The following is an 18,119-nucleotide window of genomic DNA, read 5'->3' on the forward strand; positions in this document are numbered from 1 at the left end:
AAGCAGTGGCTCGTTTCCAGAAGATCCTGCCGACCTCATTCGGCGCCATAGGTTCGGTCCGATCACAGACAGCTGGCGCAGATCGCCACCAAAAGATTTTCGCCGCAGTTTAACTGAACGCTGTGTGGTCGCGTCACACATCCAACTCACCGGCTAGACCCTTCGGTACTTCGCCACAAACCCAAACGCTAAAGCTGGTCCTTGGCGAGGCTGGTTTGTCGTTCAGAAGTCCAACCCGAGGTCAATTGTCCGGTAAGAATGTGTCAATGCTCCGGCAGAGATGTAGTTCACTCCGGTCGCAGCAATGCCTGCCACCGTGTCCTGTCTGACATTCCCGGACGCTTCGGTCACCAGACGGCCGTCCACCATTTCCACCGCTGTTCTGAGCGCGTCATTCTCCATATTGTCGAGAAGCACAACGTCGGCGCCACCGACGTCAAGGACCTCTTCCAACTGATCCAGTCGGTCGACCTCGATTTCCACCTTTATCATGTGGGAGGCGTTGGCTTGTGTCGCTTCCAGAACCTGGCGAATGCCACCGGCCGCTGCAATATGGTTATCTTTGATAAGGATCGCATCGGAAAGTGAATAGCGGTGATTAAAGCCCCCGCCATGAAGTACAGCCTGTTTTTCAACGATCCGCAATCCTGGCGTGGTCTTGCGCGTGCAGGTAATACGCGCCTCTGTCCCCTCGGTTTCTGACACCATTCCGGCTGTGAGCGTCGCAATGCCAGTCAGACGGCCCGCAAAATTCAACGCGACCCGCTCGCCGGTCAGGATCGAAGCCGCCGAACCCGTGACCTTCATCAATGTGTCACCCTTTTTGCAGGGGGTGCCGTCCGGGATGAGCGTCTCAACCTCTAGCGTCGCGTCAACAAGGCGGAAGGTTAACGCCGCAATCTGCATACCCGAAACCACGGCATCTTCGCGTGCTTTGATCCGTGCGGCGTAAGTGGTGCCGCTTGGAATCACAGTACGGGTGGTGATATCGCCATAGCTGCCCAGATCTTCCATCAGTGCGCTCCGCACCATTGGTTCCAGGATCAGGTCGGGAATGGAGGCAGTCATTCGGTAGTGTCCTTCACAATGGCGGCGCGAATGCTCAGCGCGGTCTCAATCGTCATCCGGGAGCGCTGGCCTTCGCCTGTTGTGGTCTCAGCATAATCTGAACGAAAATGGGCACCGCGGCTTTCCTGTCGGGCGAGTGCGGCTGCTGCGATCAATGTGGCTGTTGCGCACATATTGGCAAAACTTTCATCGCTGCCGTGGTTCTGTTCCAGAAAATCAATCATGAACAATGCGTCTTCCAGCCCGTCCTGATCCCGGACAACGCCAACGCAGTCTGTCATGGTCTTGCGCAACGCGGTGATTGCCTCTTCCGGAGCGCGCGGCCCGCCGGGTTCAAAGGTCAATTCAATCGTGTCATGTGCAGCTTCTCCGACCAGACAGCTATCAATGTCCACCGCGCAAGCACGCGCGAAAACAAGCGCTTCCAGCAGGCCGTTTGAAGCCAGTCGGTTGGCGCCATGCAAGCCGGTTGAGGCCGCTTCACCGCACACCCACAGGCCAGGTAAAGAGCTGCGACCGCAAAGATCTGTTGCAACGCCCCCCATGTGATAATGCGCTGCGGCAGTGACAGGGATGGCGTCTTGGACGGGGTTGATATTGTGGCGTTTACAGGCCGCAGCCACGGCTGGGAAACGCGACATCACCGCCTCACCCAACACGGCGCGGGTGTCGAGCATGGGGTCATTGCCAGCCTGCGTCTGCTTGTAGATTTCACGTGCAACGATATCGCGCGGGGCCAGTTCGGCATCTGGGTGCACGTCTCGCATGAAGCGTTCACCGTGCTTATTGATCAGCGTTGCGCCCTCGCCGCGCAGGGCTTCGGTTGCCAACGGTGCGGGGTCTTCATCCACATTTATGGCGGTGGGGTGAAATTGCACGAATTCCGCGTCCGCAATCACCGCACCTGCACGCGCCGCCATTCCAATCACCTGACCACGAATACGGGAAGGATTGGTCGTGTGTGCGTAAAGGCCGCCTGATCCGCCCCCCGCCAAAAGATGCGCAACACCACGCAAAATGACAGGGGAAGACCCTTCGGCGGCGGAGGAGGTGAGTTTAACACCGCTCACCATCCCGTCGGTGATTTCCAGCGCAACCGCCTGCACACCTTCCAGCACCTGAATGCTGTCGGTCGCTTCGACTTCGGCGATCAGGGAGCGCATGATTTCTGCGCCAGCCTGATCTCCCAACACCCGAACAACACGGGCAGCACTATGAGCTGCCTCGCGTGACAGGACATATTCGCCGTCCTTTGTGCGATCAAAGGCCGTGCCGATTTCTGTCAGATCAAGGATATGGTCCCTTGCAGCCTTGGTCACAAACTCTGCGACCTCTGGTGCAACCGTGCCGGCGCCCGCACTGCGTGTGTCAGCGGCATGCGCAGCAGGGCTGTCTGTGCGCGCCATTGCGGCTGCAACGCCACCTTGGGCCCAGGCCGAACTGGCTCCATACCCCAAGCTGTCAGGGGAAATCATCACCACCGGGTGCGGTGCGAGCTTGAGGGCTGCATAAAGCGCGGCCAAGCCTGCTCCGACGATCACGACGCGGTCGGTTTCGATCACCTGCATGAGATGTCTCAGATCCCTAGCTTGCGCGACATATCAATCATGCGCTGTACCGACAAACGGGCCTTTTCTGCCACCAAAGGATCCACTTCGACCTGACCGGTCATCGTGTCGAGCGCATAGAGCACCTTCTCCAAAGTGATTTTCTTCATGTAAGGGCACATGTTGCATGGGCCGACAAAATCGACCTCTGGCAGTTCGTCGGCAATGTTCGAAGCCATCGAACATTCTGTGATCAACATAGCCTTTTCCGGCTTTTGATCGGTGACGTATTTGATAATCCCGCTGGTCGAGCCCGAGAAATCCGCCTCGGCCACCACATCCGGGGGGCATTCCGGATGGGCGATCAAGCGCGTGCCTGGGTTCCATTCCCGAAAATCACGCAAGTCTTGGGCTGTGTATTGCTCGTGCACAATACAGGAGCCTTCCCACCAGACGACATTCTTGTGCGGAACATCGCGTGCGACGTTCTGCGCCAAATACTGGTCCGGCGTCATGATAACGGTGTCACTTTCCATCGCGCCGACGATTTGGGCCGCGTTGGATGATGTGCAGCAGATGTCGGACGCGGCCTTAACCTCGGCCGTGGTGTTCACGTAAGACACAACCGGCGCGCCAGGATACCGGCGGCGCATTTCTTCGACGCCTTCCGCCGTGATCGATTCAGCCAGAGAACAGCCTGCGTCCATGTCCGGCATCAGAACTGTTTTTTCCGGGCTCAGGATCTTGGACGTTTCAGCCATGAAATGCACGCCGCATTGAACAATAACGTCGGCATCGACTTCTGTGGCTTTGATGGCCAGCTGCAAGCTGTCGCCAACAAAATCAGAGACACCATGGAAGATTTCGGGTGTCATATAGTTATGACCCAGAATGACGGCGTTTCGCTTCGCCTTCAGATCGTTGATCGCTTTGACATAGGGCGCATAGATCGCCCAGTCTGCAGGTGTGATCACACGGGACATGCGGTCATATACATCGCTCATCTCTTCAGCCAGTTCGGTCGAAGGAGACAGGTCGTATTTCTCGGAAAGTTCAGCGCGCAAGGCGGGAAGGTCGAACACTTTTCTATATGCTCTGCCAGTTGAAGATGACCCGTTGATAAGGTCTCTGTCATCAAATTGCCATGTTGCTGATTGGAATATTCTTCCAATCAGGTGCGGTTTTGTGAAATTTTTCCTGAATTTGGGGGTGTGAGCGTTAAAGCGCGAGAAAATAGGGGCTTCGCGACTGGGCGACTAGGTCTCTGAATTATTTGTATAAATACGGTTCTTGCGTTTCTTCGGTGTGCTGATTCGTAAAAAGTCAGATTTGTGATCACGATTTTTCTTGCCACGGTTAACCCACCGAATCAGTGGACAGGCCAAGTCGCTTGGTTACAGTTGTCCGAGTTAATTGGTTCCCAATTATTTTTTCACCTATTGATGCGGTGTAGGGGGAGTTTTTATGAGCGGTTTCAAGGTCGAAGGGCCGGAGATCAAAAAGCTATTGAAGATAGCAAAAAAGCAACCGATCTCCTTTTCTTATAATCCTGGTAAGGGCGGTGACGATCAGTATTTTGGTTTGGACCGACGCAAGCCGCCCAAAGTGCTGGGTCAGGAGGCCAAGAAGGAAGGTGATGGTGCTAAGTTTGCTTTTGGCACCTGTACGCTGGACGGCAAAGTTCTCACGCTAAAGTGCGACAAATTGGTCCCCGCGCTGGCCAAAACGCTCAAGAAATACCTGCGCAAACAGAAAGTGCCGCTGAACGTCCAGATCCTTGATGCTGCGGGCAACTTGGTTGAAACCGACATTACGGATGACATCCCTGATGATCCTGAATTTGCAGATGCGCCAGAGGACGAAGCAAAAGAAACACCGGCCAGCGTGTCAAAGGAAGAGACGCCAGAGGTCGATGCGAAAGACGAGGTGAAAGACGAGCCCAAGGCAAAAGACGAGGCTCGGGAAAAAGACAGTGATCCAGAGGACAAGTCTGATCCGGACCCCAAATCGAAGGTGATGAAAAAGCTGACGGCCGCCAAGGCCGAGCTTCAAACCCTTCCCAAACCTGTTGACCCGAAGCTGGTGGCAGCCTTTGAAAAAGTCGTCGAGGCGTTAAAGGCAGGTAAGTTTGAAGTGGCGGAGGCCATCGCGGACAAGATTGCTCAGGCGGTCGCCAATGCCAAGGCAAAAGCACCACCACCACCTCCTCCTCCCCCTGGTGATGACCAAGGCCCCGCGTCGGAAGAAGTGGACGAAGACGCCTTGCGTGAGCGTCTCAAAGCTGCCTTTGCGGCGCTGCAAGACGATTACAAAGCTTTTATGGTGCGTGGCGATAAATCTCTGACTGCAAAAGCGAAGCAACTTTACGATGCCTTTGGAGCGATCATTGACAGTGATCTCGCCAAGGCTGGTAAAGTCGTCTCAACTCTCAAAAAGTTTGTTGAGGCGCAGCTTGCTGCATTGCCGCCTGTCAGCGCCGCGGACAAGGCTAAACTCGCGCTTCAGGCCGCAGAGGGGCAGCCGGTCCCGGCGGGCAGATATACAAAGTCGGGTTCCATACAGGGCAAATACCCAGGCGCCTCTGCCGCGGCGAAGGATGCGATGGATGGGTTTGCGGCGGTCCTTGGGGATCAGGACGTTACGCCGCAACTGATGGAAGATGCCAAGAAAGGCATCGAACAAGCCGAGGAACGTCTCAAGCAGGCAGAGGCACGCCTGAAGAAAGCGCAAGACATGGGCGACGGGCCGAACAAGGCGGAAGCGATCCGCCTGGCCCAGCTTGATGTCGATGGGATGAAGGAGCGGCTGACAGAGGCCAAGGACTTTGTAAAAGCTGCGCGAGGCAAAAAGGCCCTTACCGAGGCGTTGACCTATGGTCCTTTGTCCGCCAATTCTGCGCAGAGTTTCTCGGATGAAGCGGCAAAAGCACTGATCGAAGGCTTCGCGCGAGACCCGGACCTGACCCAAGTCGCGCTGGAATCCGCGTCAACCGGGAAATACCCGGATGCTGTGGCGAAGGGCCTGACCAAAGTCATGGACCAGCGTGACACCGGGTTCAAGGACGCAAGCGGGAGGGCCTTTAGCAGACCCGAAACCGCTGAGAAATACGCCGAAGACCTGCTCAAGATGGGCGCGAATGTTGGTCCTGAGTTTTTTGGCCGCATGGACGACTATATGGCGTCCGGGCGTCAGCACAAACGTAACCCGCTGGGTGATGCGCGGATCGCGAATGATACGGCCAAGGCGCAAAAACGTTCGGTGGCCTTGGGCGGTGCCTTGCTGAAAGACGGCGCCTTGGATCTCAACAGTCAGGCTGCCAAGGACACCGTGGGCGACATGTTGTTCAGTCCTTATTCACTGCGCAATCCCATGCCTGCGATGAATGAACATGTGGTCAAAACGCTCGACTTTTTGGGCGATCCAGCCAATGCGGCCAAGGCTAATGAAATTCTGGATGACATCCCGGACACCAATACCAAGACCAGCCGTAGACTGGTTAGAAAGGCGCTTGGCAAACGTGGTTCCGAGACCGTGGACAAAGGCGACGCGCAGCAGGCGGTTATGGCCTCTATGATGAAACCGTTGGATCAGGGGCCGGTTGGATCCTGTTTCGCGACCGCTCCCGCGCGCCGCCTGCGGGAAACGGAGCCTTTGAAAGCGATGGATGCCTATGCCTCGATTGCGGGTGAAGGGAAGTATAAACCACCGTTTGGCCCAGAAGTCGCTGCGGTCACCAACTTGCCGCGGCATGAAGACCCGCTGATGCGCAGCTGGGAATATTCGCTGGCGACCTCAATGTCGCGTAAAGCGGGGAGCAGCCGCTCTGACGACCTGAACCAGGTAATGGACCTCGGGATGAAGGATCTGTCGGATGAGCTGAACGAGATCCTGCTCGACAAAGCCGATGAAGAAGGGTTGGTTAAGGGTCTCTTTACCAAATTGAAGAAAAAATTTGTCGGCCTGTTTAAAACGGACAAGCTGCGCGAGGCGATTCAGGGCGCGTTCCAATTCACGTATGATCCCACCTCAACGATCACCGACTCAAGCGATGGCAGCTCTTCGACGGGGCGGTTCATTTTGGTGCGTAAATCCAACGGGAATGAAATTCGCACCCGGGCGGATTTCGTGCGCGAGGTCAGCGCTGTGGCAATTGACTTCCTGAACTTGGATCCGACGTCCGACGCTGCGGATGACGTGCGCGATTATGTAGGGAGTGATGCTTTCATCGATAAAGTCACACCTGGCACAGGTGCGAACCAGTACTTGCCTTGGCAGCAAAGTTCGGGTGGACAAACCGGAGAGGCAACACGTGCACTCTTTGGTGATGACCTGAACCAGGAACAGATGAGCGCCGAAGCTACGGGAACTGTGGACATGGGGGATCGGACCGAAGAGGTTCTGACCGATATACTCGACAATTTTACCGGCTCACCCGAAGAAATGGTCACCATCCGCACCGTTGGCATGCACGGGTTCAACGCCTTGCCAAATGATCCTTCTCTAGACAAGCTAAAGGGCAGGGATAGGGCTGAAATTGAAGCCAACGTAAAGACGCATCTGCTGGATGTGGGCAACGCGCTTAAAGACATGAACATCGACGAAGGACGTGCGCAGTATCTCTATGACAAGCAAATTGCTGATCATAGGAAGGATCTGACAGATGCAAATCTGATCGCGCTTCTGGATGCCGGGGCCGCGACGCACCGTCCAACAGGGAATGACATCACACCGGCAAAACTGGCGAAAGCTGTTGAAGATGCCGTGGCGGACTACATCGATGAAAAGGCCAAAGGCTATACGCCTGTTGATAAAGCCGCAGAGTGGTTCAAGGACAAGGCCGCAGGTGGGGCTAAATCTGCGATGATGAAGGATTTGGGTGCGCCGGAATTCGTAATCGCGGACACGAACTGGGGCAGTGCTGAAGATCACACGTTCTTTGTGATTGCGCCTGATCCCACCACGGGAGAGCCGCAACTTTGGAAAAAGACGGTTCCTCCGGGAACTTTGCACCCTGCAACCGATGACTGGGCCAAAGCCGAATGGGCTGCAATTCAAAAGTAACGCGCTTTAAGAAAGGGAAATCAGATGGCTGATGGACTTCCAAATATCGATCTGGCTCTGGGCGCGGGCTCGGAATACATGGTTGTAGTTGACGATTCGCAAAAAGCGTCAGACCTAAAAGAGCTCTTGTCCTTGGCACCAGGATTGATGGACCCCGAGGCGGCGTTGATTTTGTCGCAAGCGGTAAACCACATTGCGCAAGGGCATGGATTTTCGGTGATCGACGATCCGCAGGCCTTTGCAACAGCCTATCAGGCGCAGCTCTCGCAGGAAGATCCGAACGCACCATGGCAGGACGGTGTTATGCGGCTCACGGATTTTGGTGTTCCGGATTTTGCTGAGATTACAGTGCCAACGTTGACGGGTGAAACACTGGTGTTTTTCGCGCGCGATGGCTTTACAGGCTTGCCATATCGTGTCGAAGTTGCTCTCAACTCCGCAACGTCTGTTGGCCAAGACGACTATAAAGCCCTCGACTTGGAACCGATTGGCGACGATGAGGATCCTTTCGCAGAAAACGAACTGTCGGAAGAGGACAAGGCCTTCTTCGACAGCTTGGAAACGACAACCGACCCCGATTAGGGGCCGGTCCGCAAGAGTGTCATGTGCTGGCTTTGGGCGGGCGATCAGAAATCGTCCCAGCCGACGGCTGCTTTTGTTGGGGCAAGTTCCTCAGTTTCGTTTGCCGCGTCAAAGGCGCCTTCTGCGGGTTCATCAAAGCAATCACGTGGTGCAGAGGGGGCCACGTTTGTGGTGGATGTTCCTGTTTTAAAGACCGACACATGTTGAGCCAAAGATACGGCATCGTTGTTTAGCAATTGGCCCGCAGCAGTGGCTTCTTCAACCATTGCTGCGTTCTGCTGTGTCACCTGATCCAGTTGCGAGACACCTGTGTTGATTTCGGCCAGCGTGGTTGCCTGCTCTGCTGCTCCGGCTGCGATGCCTGAGATATGATCAGAAATCTCGCTGACGCGCGATGTGATCTTCTTCAGCTCTTCGCCTGCGCGGCCGACAAGATCGACCCCATGATTCACGTGTTGCGCACTTTCCGAGATGAGGCCTTTGATTTCGCCCGCAGCATCCGAGGAACGCTGAGCCAGCGCACGTACTTCTGACGCGACCACCGCGAAACCTCGTCCGGCCTCGCCTGCACGTGCGGCCTCAACACCGGCGTTCAGAGCCAACAGGTTTGTTTGGAACGAGATATCGTCGATCACGGTGATGATTTGCGAGATCTGACTGGAAGACGCTTCAATCTTGCCCATTGCTGTGACGGCGTCTGATACAACGGTATCGCTGTTTTCAGCAGTAGTCTTTGCGTCTTTGACAATGCCGTCGACAGTGCGCGCGCTGTCAGCAGCTGAGCGAACACTTATGGTCAGTTCTTCCATCGCTGCCGCAGTTTCTTCGAGTGTGGCGGCTTGGCTCTCGGTGCGGCGAGACAGATCGTCCGAGGATTGGCTGATCTCTGACGCACCAGCACGGATCCGGGAGGCGTTGTCGACAACGGCACCAATGATCGAAGTCATCTTGTCCACGGTGCTATTGAAGTTGTGGCGCAGCTCTTCATAGTCTTGCGGGAAGGGGGTGTTGATCGGCTTGGTCAGGTCGCCTTCGGAGAGATCTTTCAGTCCGCATGTGAGCTTTTCGACAATTGTTGCCTGCTCTTCTTGTGCTTTCTGACGCTTGGTTTCGGCTTCCTGCCCACTCAGTAGCTTCTCTTTCAAGGCGTCAACGTTTCGACAGATAAGCCCTATGTCATCACGGCGCGTTTTATACAGCGGATCGGATTGGTAGTTGCCCCCCGCAATGGTCTCCAATTCATTTGCAACTTTGGCTAAGGGGATACCCATTGCGCGGCGAAGCATCCATGCGCTGCAGCCAGCCATCAGTAGGAATGTTGTGGCAGCAATCGCCAGCGCCAAAAGTTTGTCAGTACCAACATGGGCTAAATCTTGTTCGGAAGACCAGATAAAGGCCACGGCCCCGATTGCTACATCCCGCTCTTTGCCTGCCAAAGCAGGTGCAACAGTCGCCAAACCGCCAAGGGCCTCAGTCATCTCTTTACTCTCGACCGCCACTGCTGCGGCTGTTCTCATTTCGGCTATTTCAGCCTCGGTGGCTGAACCGGTTTCAGCCACAATTTCGCCAGCATGGTTCATAGCGGCGCCGTAGATGGCGCGGTCCTCGGTCAAAGCCATGATCTCGCTGAGGTCCTGCTGTAGTCGCGTGGCATCGCCAAAGCGAATGGCTCCGCCGCTACGTGCTGCAACTGTATAGGTCACACTGCGTCCAAGGTTGTTCACGCCGTTGACGACTGACTTATTCAGCAGTAGCTCAGAAGACACAAACATTATTGCTGCGACGGTCAACGTAGTGAAGACACTAAGCGCAAGGCACTTGCTGAACAGGGAAAAGCCGCTTAGAGCGCGTAGGGACTGAGAGATCATTATCGACGTACTTTCTGACTGGCTTCTGTCGTTGGAAGTGACAGAACGAAAAGAGAGGCTAGTAGTTTCGGATGTATCAAGCGCCGGTTCGTAGGCGGCTCAATCGTTCGGGACATCGGTAAAACATGCGTTCGACTAACGCTTTTATCTGATCTTGAAGCCGTATTCGTGGCCGCACTGGCAGATGGCGACGCCTAATTTTCGTCCGTCGCGACATCACTTTCACGCTACAAGTTGCAAGGGCTCGCGCATTCACTCTCCCAAAGGCACATTTCTGTGCGTACCTCAATTTGAGTGACCGACCGATGCATAACATTTTTTTTGCTCGTGATTTTACGCGTGCTGCAAAAACAATGACATCCGAATGTTTTCTTTTTCCTTAATATACGCCACGTGTTGGTGGCAGGTTGCCACCCGCGCAACCGTCGGAGCGCGAAATTTGCGTGGCTTTTCAATCCAAAAGCAGGCGATTTAAGTCGTGTTTTATGTTTTTTGAGGGATGGCTCAAACATCATTCCCAACGATAGCGGTGCATTGCCACGCCGTCAGCAGATTTGAAGTTGTTTAAATTAAGTGAATTGGAGGCATTCGGTTTGCCTCAGATGTTCCGCGTCATCACCTGCTTTGCAGATTAGATCAGTACGTAGTACTACAACTAGTAAGTTGACATCCTGTTACAATGCAACGCAAATTTGCACGTGCATTTGCTCTGTTTGCTGCGGCGGCTCGCGGGGCTGAAAGATCCATTCCTTGGAGATATTTTTTTGAAATCAACTGCCATGACCGAAGATCTTACGATAAAAACCATAGATAAACAGACCGCCCATCAAACTGTCGAGACGTCTTTGAATGAATTCGAACTGGCTTTGATCAGAGCTTACAATGGTCTTGACCGTTGGCAGCAACAAAGCGTCGCATTTGTATGCGATACACCTCTGTCAGGGGCTGAGGGCGCGCTGCTGCGGATCATTCGAATGCACGATCGCCCAAAATCGATCAAGGAGCTCGCACGTTTGACCAATAGGGATGATATTCCGAACATCCAGTATTCCCTCCGAAAATTGGCGGCTGCGGGATTGGTGAGTAAATCTGGTTCGGGACGGACAGGTGTCAGCTATGCGACAACTCCCGAAGGCATGCGGGTGACTGAAGAAATTTCTATGAGTTGCCGTGCGCAACTTATTTCAGCGCTCTTGGCATTCGGCTCAATTGAATCGGATTTGGATACGGCTCAATCCTTACTGAACCGAATGACTGGCGCATTCGAGGATACCGTGCGAGAGATCGCTACACGAGGTTAGCGGATACCTGTTGGGCTTTTTTGTCGTGTCATTGGAAGCGTTTTCCGTCAGTATAGGATGTCCCAACTAAAAAGAGCTTCCGCCTCCAATGATCGAACTGCGCGACCTCAGCATTTTGTCAGCTTTGGCACGACACCGCCATTTTGCCCGCGCTGCGCATGAATGTAACATGTCTCAACCGGCGTTCTCTATGCGGATCCGCAATCTGGAAGAACGCCTTGGCTTGTCATTGGTGCGGCGGGGCAACCGGTTTCAGGGGCTGACCGAAGAAGGGGAGATGATCGTGCGCCGCGCGCGGCGACTTCTGGATGAGTCCCGCGCTCTGGAGCAGGAAATTTCAGCTTTCAAGGGACAAGTCACCGGTGTTCTGACCATCGGGGTCGTGCCTGCGGCCACAGCTTTTGCAGCGAAAATTGTCAATTCGCTGCATCAGACACATCCGCGTCTTCTGACACGGTTAGAGGTCACAAACGCTCAGTCCATTCAGCAGCAGCTTTATGACGGGTCATTGGATGCCGGAATTACCTATTCGGACAGTATTGGCCGCGAAATGGTGGATGTTCTGCACCTGTATGAGGAAAGCTACGTGTTGATGGCGCCTGAAGCTATGGTACGTGATTTCGTGGATACGATTTCCTGGGCTGAGCTTGAACCATTGCCGCTGAGCCTTTTGGAGCCACAAATGCAGAATCGGCGCATTCTGGACCGCTTGCTGGAGGAGCAGGGTGTGCGTCCAAATGTGATGTCGGAATCCTCTGGTTTTATGTCTGCAATGATCATGGCGCGCGAAGGGTCCGTTGCGACGATCTTGCCACATGCATTGGTGGACGCATTAGGCCCGATCGAAGGAACGCGGGTGCTGCGATTGGTCGAACCTGAACCCGCGCGCCCTGTTTGTTTGGCGACGCTTCATCGCACCCCGGATTTGACCACTGTAAAGGTTCTGAGGGCGGCGATTGACGCGGTTTTGTGATCAGAAAACCTTATCACACAATTCAAATTACAGATTTGACGATCCATATTCGTGATGACATCTCGAAACACAGGCACCGTATATGCAGGAGGCGCTTGTGGCACCATTGGATCAGGGCAAAGGCGTTTGGAAATCTGGGCGCGGCAAGGGGCGCAAGACCCCCAAAGGCCGCCAGCTGGAAGACCAGGCGCACAGCGAAATCTGCGACCTTTTGGGGGCGCGTCCCCGCAATCGGGATCTGCTGATTGAGTTCCTGCATCTTATCCAGGACCGTTACGGCCATTTGCGTGCTGACCACTTGCGGGCACTTGCCGAAGAGATGCGGATCGGGCAGGCGGAAGTCTATGAAGTCGCAAGCTTTTATGCGCATTTCGATGTTGTGCGTGAAGGGGAAACGCCGCCTCCTGATTTGACCATTCGTGTGTGCGACAGTCTCTCGTGTGAACTGGCAGGAGCGGCCCAGCTCAAGGCCGCTTTGGAACAGGGAATGGACCCGGCAAAGGTCCGCGTTCTGCGTGCGCCATGTATGGGACGGTGTGATACGGCTCCAGTGCTGGAGATCGGGCACAATCACATCGACAATGCAACTCTGGAAAAGGTCGAAGCAGCAATCGCGGCAGGTGACACGCATGCTCACATTCCGGAATATGAAGATTTTTCCTCTTATGAAGCCGCAGGAGGTTACGCAACGTTACGAGATCTGCGCGCGAACGGTGATTGGGAAGCGGTGCAGGAGAAGGTGCTGTCTGCCGGGCTTCGTGGCCTTGGCGGAGCGGGATTTCCGTCTGGGAAGAAATGGGGATTTGTCCGTGCCAACGCGGGGCCGCGCTATCTTGCTGTAAACGGTGACGAGGGCGAGCCGGGAACCTTCAAGGACCGTTATTATCTGGAACGCACACCGCATATCTTCCTTGAGGGCATGCTGATTGCCGCATGGGCCGTGGAGGCTGAGAAAGCGTTCATTTACATGCGGGACGAATACCCGGCGGTTCTGGACATCCTCAAAACCGAAATCAAAGCGCTCGAAGACGCGGGTCTTGTCGAGCCGGGATATATCGACCTGCGCCGTGGGGCAGGGGCCTATATCTGTGGTGAAGAATCCGCGATGATTGAATCCATCGAAGGCAAACGGGGCGAACCGCGCCACCGGCCGCCGTTTGTGGCACAGGTCGGACTCTTCGGTCAGCCAACCTTGGTTCATAATGTGGAGACGCTCTATTGGGTGGCTAAAATCAATCGCGAAGGGCCAGAGTGTCTGAGCGCTGTTGAAAAGAACGGCCGCAAGGGGCTGCGCTCCTATTCGGTCTCGGGCCGAGTAAAGGCGCCCGGCGTACACCTTCTGCCTGCAGGCTCCACCATTCTGGACGTGATCGAAGCGGCGGGTGGTATGTTGGATGGCCATGTATTCAAGGCCTATCAACCAGGCGGCCCGTCCTCCGGTCTTTTGCCGGCGCATATGAATGACATCCCCCTCGATTTTGACACGCTGCAACCCCATGGCACCTTTATTGGTTCAGCCGCCGTAGTGGTGCTGTCAGATCAGGACAGTGCCAAGGAAGCGGCGTTGAACATGCTGCGGTTTTTTGAGGATGAAAGCTGTGGCCAATGCACCCCTTGCCGGGTGGGTTGTGAAAAAGCTGTGAAGCTGATGCAGGCAGAAAAATGGGATCAGGGTCTTTTGGAAGAGCTGAGCACCGTGATGGTCGACGCGTCCATTTGTGGTCTGGGGCAGGCGGCTCCTAACCCAATTCGCCTCACCATCAAACACTTCCCCGAGGAGATATAAGCGATGTCCGAGACTGTTACGTTTACCCTCGATGGGCAAGAAGTGACCGCCGAAAAAGGTCTGACCATCTGGGAAGTTGCAAATGGCCGCGGGCTCAAAATCCCGCATTTGTGCCATAAGCCTGCGCCGGGTTATCGCCCTGATGGCAATTGTCGTGCCTGTATGGTCGAGATCGAGGGGGAGCGTACTCTGGCGGCCTCCTGTATTCGGGAGCCAGCCGAAGGCATGGTGGTCACCACTAGCTCAGCCCGTGCGGAAGCTGCGCGCAAGATGGTGATGGAGCTGTTGGTTGCCGACCAGCCCAAGCCGGAAGATGCGCATGATAAGTCCTCGCACTTGTGGGATATGGCGGATCTGAACGGGGTTTCGGAGTCACGCTTCCCCAAGCTGGAAGAGGGTCGCATTCCACTTCTTGACGACAGCCACGTGGCGATGAGCGTTAATCTGGATGCCTGCATTTCCTGCGGTCTTTGTGTTCGTGCGTGCCGCGAAGTTCAGGTCAATGATGTGATCGGCATGGCGGGGCGGGGGCATGATGCCTATCCGACCTTTGACATCTCGGACCCGATGGGCGCGTCCACGTGTGTGGCTTGTGGCGAATGTGTGCAGGCCTGCCCGACGGGTGCGCTTTTGCCCGCAACTGTGGTTGATGCCGACCAGCGTGGCGATAGCAAGGATTACGATAGCGAAACCGAAAGCGTATGCCCGTTCTGCGGAGTAGGCTGCAAGGTCAGTCTCAAGGTGAAAGACGGCAAGGTGAAATATGTCGAAGGCATCAATGGCCCGGCCAATGAAGGCCGTCTGTGTGTCAAAGGGCGCTTTGGCTTTGACTATATTCACCACCCGCACCGTCTGACCAAACCGCTCATCCGCCGCAAAGACGCGCCGCCCAAAGGACTGAATGTGGATCCCGGCAATCTGGACACGCATTTCCGCGAGGCGACCTGGGACGAGGCGCTGGATCTGGCAGCCCAGGGCTTCAAGGCGCTTCACGCGCAGAATCCGAAAGCTGTTGCGGGCTTTGGCTCGGCAAAATGCACCAATGAAGAAGCCTATCTGTTTCAGAAGTTCATCCGTCAGGGCTTTGGTCACAACAATGTGGACCACTGCACCCGCCTGTGTCACGCATCCTCCGTTACAGCGCTTATTGAAAATATCGGCTCTGGCGGGGTGACAGCGAGCTTCAACGACATCAAAGACGCAGATGTTGCAATTGTCATCGGGGCCAACCCGATTGAAAACCACCCCGTCGCTGCGACCTATTTCAAGCAGTTCACCAAACGGGGAGGGAAGCTGATCGTGATGGATCCCCGGGGTGTCGGGCTACGCCGCTTTGCCACCGAGATGCTGCAGTTCCGGCCCGGGGCGGATGTGGCAATGCTGAATGCAATTATGCATGTGATTGTCGAAGAAAACCTCTACGACAGCCAGTTCATTCACCGCTGGACGGAAAACTGGGAAGCAGAGAAAGACCACCTACGCCAGTTCTCACCCGAAGCGATGAGCGAGATTTGTGGCATTTCCGCTGAACAGTTGCGCCGCGTCGCCCGGACTTTTGCAAATGCGGATGCGGGCATGATCTTCTGGGGTATGGGGGTCAGTCAGCATATCCACGGCACCGATAATTCCCGCTGCTTGATTTCGCTGGCGCTGATGACGGGGAATGTGGGACGTCCCGGCACTGGTCTGCATCCTCTGCGCGGACAAAACAACGTACAAGGTGCCTCGGACGCTGGCCTCATTCCGATGTTCCTTCCGGACTATCAGCCGGTAACGTCGGATGAGGTGCGCAAAAGCTTTACCGATATTTGGGACAGTGCGGATTTCTCAGCCGAGAGCGGCCTGACGGTGACCGAGATTGTAGACGAAGTCTATGCGGGCAACATTCGCGGCATGTATATAATGGGTGAAAACCCGGCCATGTCTGACCCGGATGTGGATCACGTCCGTTCCGCTTTTGCCAAGCTGGATCTGATGGTGGTGCAGGATATCTTCCTGACAGAAACCGCGAATTTCGCGGATATCATCCTGCCTGCTTCTGCGCTTTATGAGAAGAACGGCACCGTCACGAACACCAATCGTCAGGTGCAACGTGTGCGTGCCGCAGTGTCACCTCCGGGTGACGCAAGGGAGGATTGGTCCATTACCGTAGATCTGGCCAAGCGTCTGGGGCTTCCCTGGACCTATCAGGACGTGTCTTCCGTGTATGAGGAAATGGCGCGCACCATGCCGTCGCTCGACAATATTACGTGGGATAGGCTGGAAAGCCAGACGATTACTTACCCGGCTCTGGACGAGACGGATTTGGGGCAGTCGATTGTCTTTGGTGATGGCTTCCCCCGAGAGGGTGGGGTGGCGAAATTTACGCCTGCGAGTGTTATTGCCCCGGATGAAGCACCCGATGCGGCGTTCCCGATGATCATGACGACGGGGCGTCAGCTGGAGCATTGGCACACAGGGTCCATGACGCGCCGGTCAAAGGTCTTGGACACTGTGGAGCCGGAGGCAAATTGCTCTCTTCATCCGAAAACCCTGCGTGATTTGGAGGTGGAACCCGGGGAGATGATCCGGCTGTCGACGCGGCGGGGTTCAATCGAGATCATGGCCCGGGCGGACCGTGCTGTTTCACCGGACATGGTGTTCGTGCCATTTGCCTATGTTGAGGCTGCGGCAAATATTCTGACAAATCCGGCATTGGACCCTTACGGGAAAATCCCTGAGTTCAAATTCGCAGCGGTTCGCGTTGAAAAAATTGAAGGCCAAATGGCTGCCAAGTAACAAGTGTTGTTTGAAGGGCGGCCAAGCGGCAGCGCAGACTGATCGTCTGCGCTGCCGTTTTCTCTCGTAGCGCCGCGCTGGCGCGCGGCGCGGTGGCGACGTGTTTGCAGGTCTGTCTGTAAAACAGGGGGCGGCGACAGGCTGTTTGCCCTTGAACGGCCTTCCGTCAACAGACTGCGAGAGGAAATCAGCCGATCAACGAGATCGTGCTATTGCCTGCGCCCTGGCGCAACGCGTGGACGTCAGCCAGATCCGGATCGGCGATCCAGGCTTTTGCCCCGTCCGCGCTTTCGAACTCGAGAATGACGCCCAGCCCGGTCTCCATCTCACCCTCCAGAACCGTCTGCTGCGGCGCTGCGGTAAACACTTTGCCCCCGTGTCGGCTGAGCGCTTCTCCCGCCTTTTCACGATAGGCCGCCAAGCTTTCGGGATTGGTGACGACGATATTTACATATGCATAAACCATGGGACATCTCCGCATTATATGGATGCCGCCTGTATGAAATAGCGCCTCCCGTGCGAAAATACGTGATTGCGCATGCTCCCTATGCAAAAAAGCATGTGAGTGTTATCAAAACGGGCGCTTCTAAATGGCACAAGTGAACTGGGACGACCTCCGATCCATTCTGGCATTGGTACAGACGGGCAGCCTCTCCCAGGCCGGGGCGCAGCTGAACCTGAATTACACAACCGTGGCGCGCCGCATTCAACGGGCAGAAGATGCCTTGGGACGTCCTTTGTTCGAGAGGCACCCTGACGGCTATGTGCCCTTGCCTGAAGCGCGTGAAATTGCAAACTCGGCTGAGCGCATGCAAGAGGAAGAGCATCGCCTTATGCGTCGGCTCGCAGGGAAACAGCCTGACCTGTCCGGCCCTTTGACGTTTACTGCGCCTCAACTTTTGATCCAGACACATTTGGCGCCACTATTGGCGCAGTTTACAGAGCGCTACCCTGAGATCGATCTGACGATAAAGGCGGGTTACGACATCCTCGACCTTAGCCGCCGAGAGGCCGACCTGGCCCTGCGTATCAGTCATGAGCCTCAAAGCGCGCTGGTGGGCCGTCGCCTGTGCGAACAACGCAGCGCGTTCTTTGCGGCACCTGAAATTGCCGAAGCTGCAGCAGCCCATCCGGAGGAGCAGGTGGATTGGCTTC

At 55.5% G+C, this 18,119-nt stretch carries 12 protein-coding genes (1 of these 12 cut by a window edge); 7 read left to right on the top strand and 5 right to left on the bottom strand.

The features are described 5' to 3' along the window. Positions 1 to 222 precede the first annotated feature (222 nt). From nadC to nadA, 3 genes are read right to left on the bottom strand one after another with little or no spacing between them, the layout of a single operon-like run. Positions 223 to 1,068, bottom strand: coding sequence for a carboxylating nicotinate-nucleotide diphosphorylase (gene nadC / locus ACXAEW_RS10560; protein WP_474941283.1), 846 nt, complete (start codon positions 1,066 to 1,068; stop codon positions 223 to 225). Then, on the bottom strand, positions 1,065 to 2,636 hold the full coding sequence (locus ACXAEW_RS10565) for an L-aspartate oxidase (RefSeq protein ID WP_474941284.1): 1,572 nt from the start codon (positions 2,634 to 2,636) through the stop codon (positions 1,065 to 1,067). Before ACXAEW_RS10565 ends, nadC begins: the two co-directional genes overlap by 4 nt. An 8-nt stretch (positions 2,637 to 2,644) precedes the next feature. Continuing rightward, a complete protein-coding gene (gene nadA / locus ACXAEW_RS10570) occupies positions 2,645 to 3,697 on the bottom strand; it encodes a quinolinate synthase NadA (RefSeq protein ID WP_474941285.1) in 1,053 nt (350 codons plus the stop codon). Positions 3,698 to 4,079: 382 nt separating this feature from the next. Here nadA and ACXAEW_RS10575 point away from each other — a divergent pair, with 382 nt between their 5' ends. Next, positions 4,080 to 7,676: a hypothetical protein gene (locus ACXAEW_RS10575; RefSeq protein ID WP_474941286.1), complete on the top strand. Its 3,597-nt coding sequence runs from the start codon at positions 4,080 to 4,082 to the stop codon at positions 7,674 to 7,676. A gap of 24 nt (positions 7,677 to 7,700) precedes the next feature. Continuing rightward, positions 7,701 to 8,258 carry a hypothetical protein gene (locus ACXAEW_RS10580; RefSeq protein WP_474941287.1) on the top strand — a complete coding sequence of 186 codons (558 nt, stop codon included), beginning with the start codon at positions 7,701 to 7,703 and terminating at the stop codon, positions 8,256 to 8,258. Between the two features lie 44 nt (positions 8,259 to 8,302). Here ACXAEW_RS10580 and ACXAEW_RS10585 read toward each other — a convergent pair whose 3' ends face one another. Then, complete coding sequence (locus ACXAEW_RS10585) at positions 8,303 to 10,030, bottom strand: methyl-accepting chemotaxis protein (RefSeq protein ID WP_474941288.1); 1,728 nt, start codon at positions 10,028 to 10,030, stop codon at positions 8,303 to 8,305. Positions 10,031 to 10,905: 875 nt separating this feature from the next. Here ACXAEW_RS10585 and ACXAEW_RS10590 point away from each other — a divergent pair. From ACXAEW_RS10590 to fdhF, 4 genes are all read left to right on the top strand, one after another. Further along, positions 10,906 to 11,427: a winged helix DNA-binding protein gene (locus tag ACXAEW_RS10590; protein ID WP_474941289.1), complete on the top strand. Its 522-nt coding sequence runs from the start codon at positions 10,906 to 10,908 to the stop codon at positions 11,425 to 11,427. An 88-nt stretch (positions 11,428 to 11,515) separates the two neighbouring features. Further along, entirely contained in the window at positions 11,516 to 12,400 is an 885-nt protein-coding gene (locus ACXAEW_RS10595) for a LysR family transcriptional regulator (protein WP_474941290.1), read from the top strand. An 82-nt stretch (positions 12,401 to 12,482) separates the two neighbouring features. Continuing rightward, complete coding sequence (locus ACXAEW_RS10600) at positions 12,483 to 14,186, top strand: NAD(P)H-dependent oxidoreductase subunit E (protein WP_474941291.1); 1,704 nt, start codon at positions 12,483 to 12,485, stop codon at positions 14,184 to 14,186. A gap of 3 nt (positions 14,187 to 14,189) precedes the next feature. After that, entirely contained in the window at positions 14,190 to 16,964 is a 2,775-nt protein-coding gene (gene fdhF, locus ACXAEW_RS10605; protein ID WP_474941292.1) for a formate dehydrogenase subunit alpha, read from the top strand. A gap of 187 nt (positions 16,965 to 17,151) precedes the next feature. On the opposite strand, the gene ACXAEW_RS10610 is transcribed toward fdhF, so the two are convergent. Further along, the gene (locus tag ACXAEW_RS10610) at positions 17,152 to 17,430 is read right to left on the bottom strand and encodes a DUF1330 domain-containing protein (RefSeq protein ID WP_474941293.1); all 279 of its coding nucleotides are present in this window, start codon (positions 17,428 to 17,430) and stop codon (positions 17,152 to 17,154) included. Between the two features lie 124 nt (positions 17,431 to 17,554). Between ACXAEW_RS10610 and ACXAEW_RS10615 the strand changes: the two genes are divergently transcribed. Continuing rightward, on the top strand, positions 17,555 to 18,119 hold the 5' portion of the coding sequence (locus ACXAEW_RS10615; protein ID WP_474941294.1) for a LysR family transcriptional regulator. It continues 320 nt past the right edge of the window; 565 of the gene's 885 nt are visible here — the first part of the coding sequence; the start codon lies at positions 17,555 to 17,557; its stop codon lies off the right edge, out of view.

The sequence above is a fragment of the Epibacterium sp. ABZ3_068 genome (genome assembly GCF_056159265.1).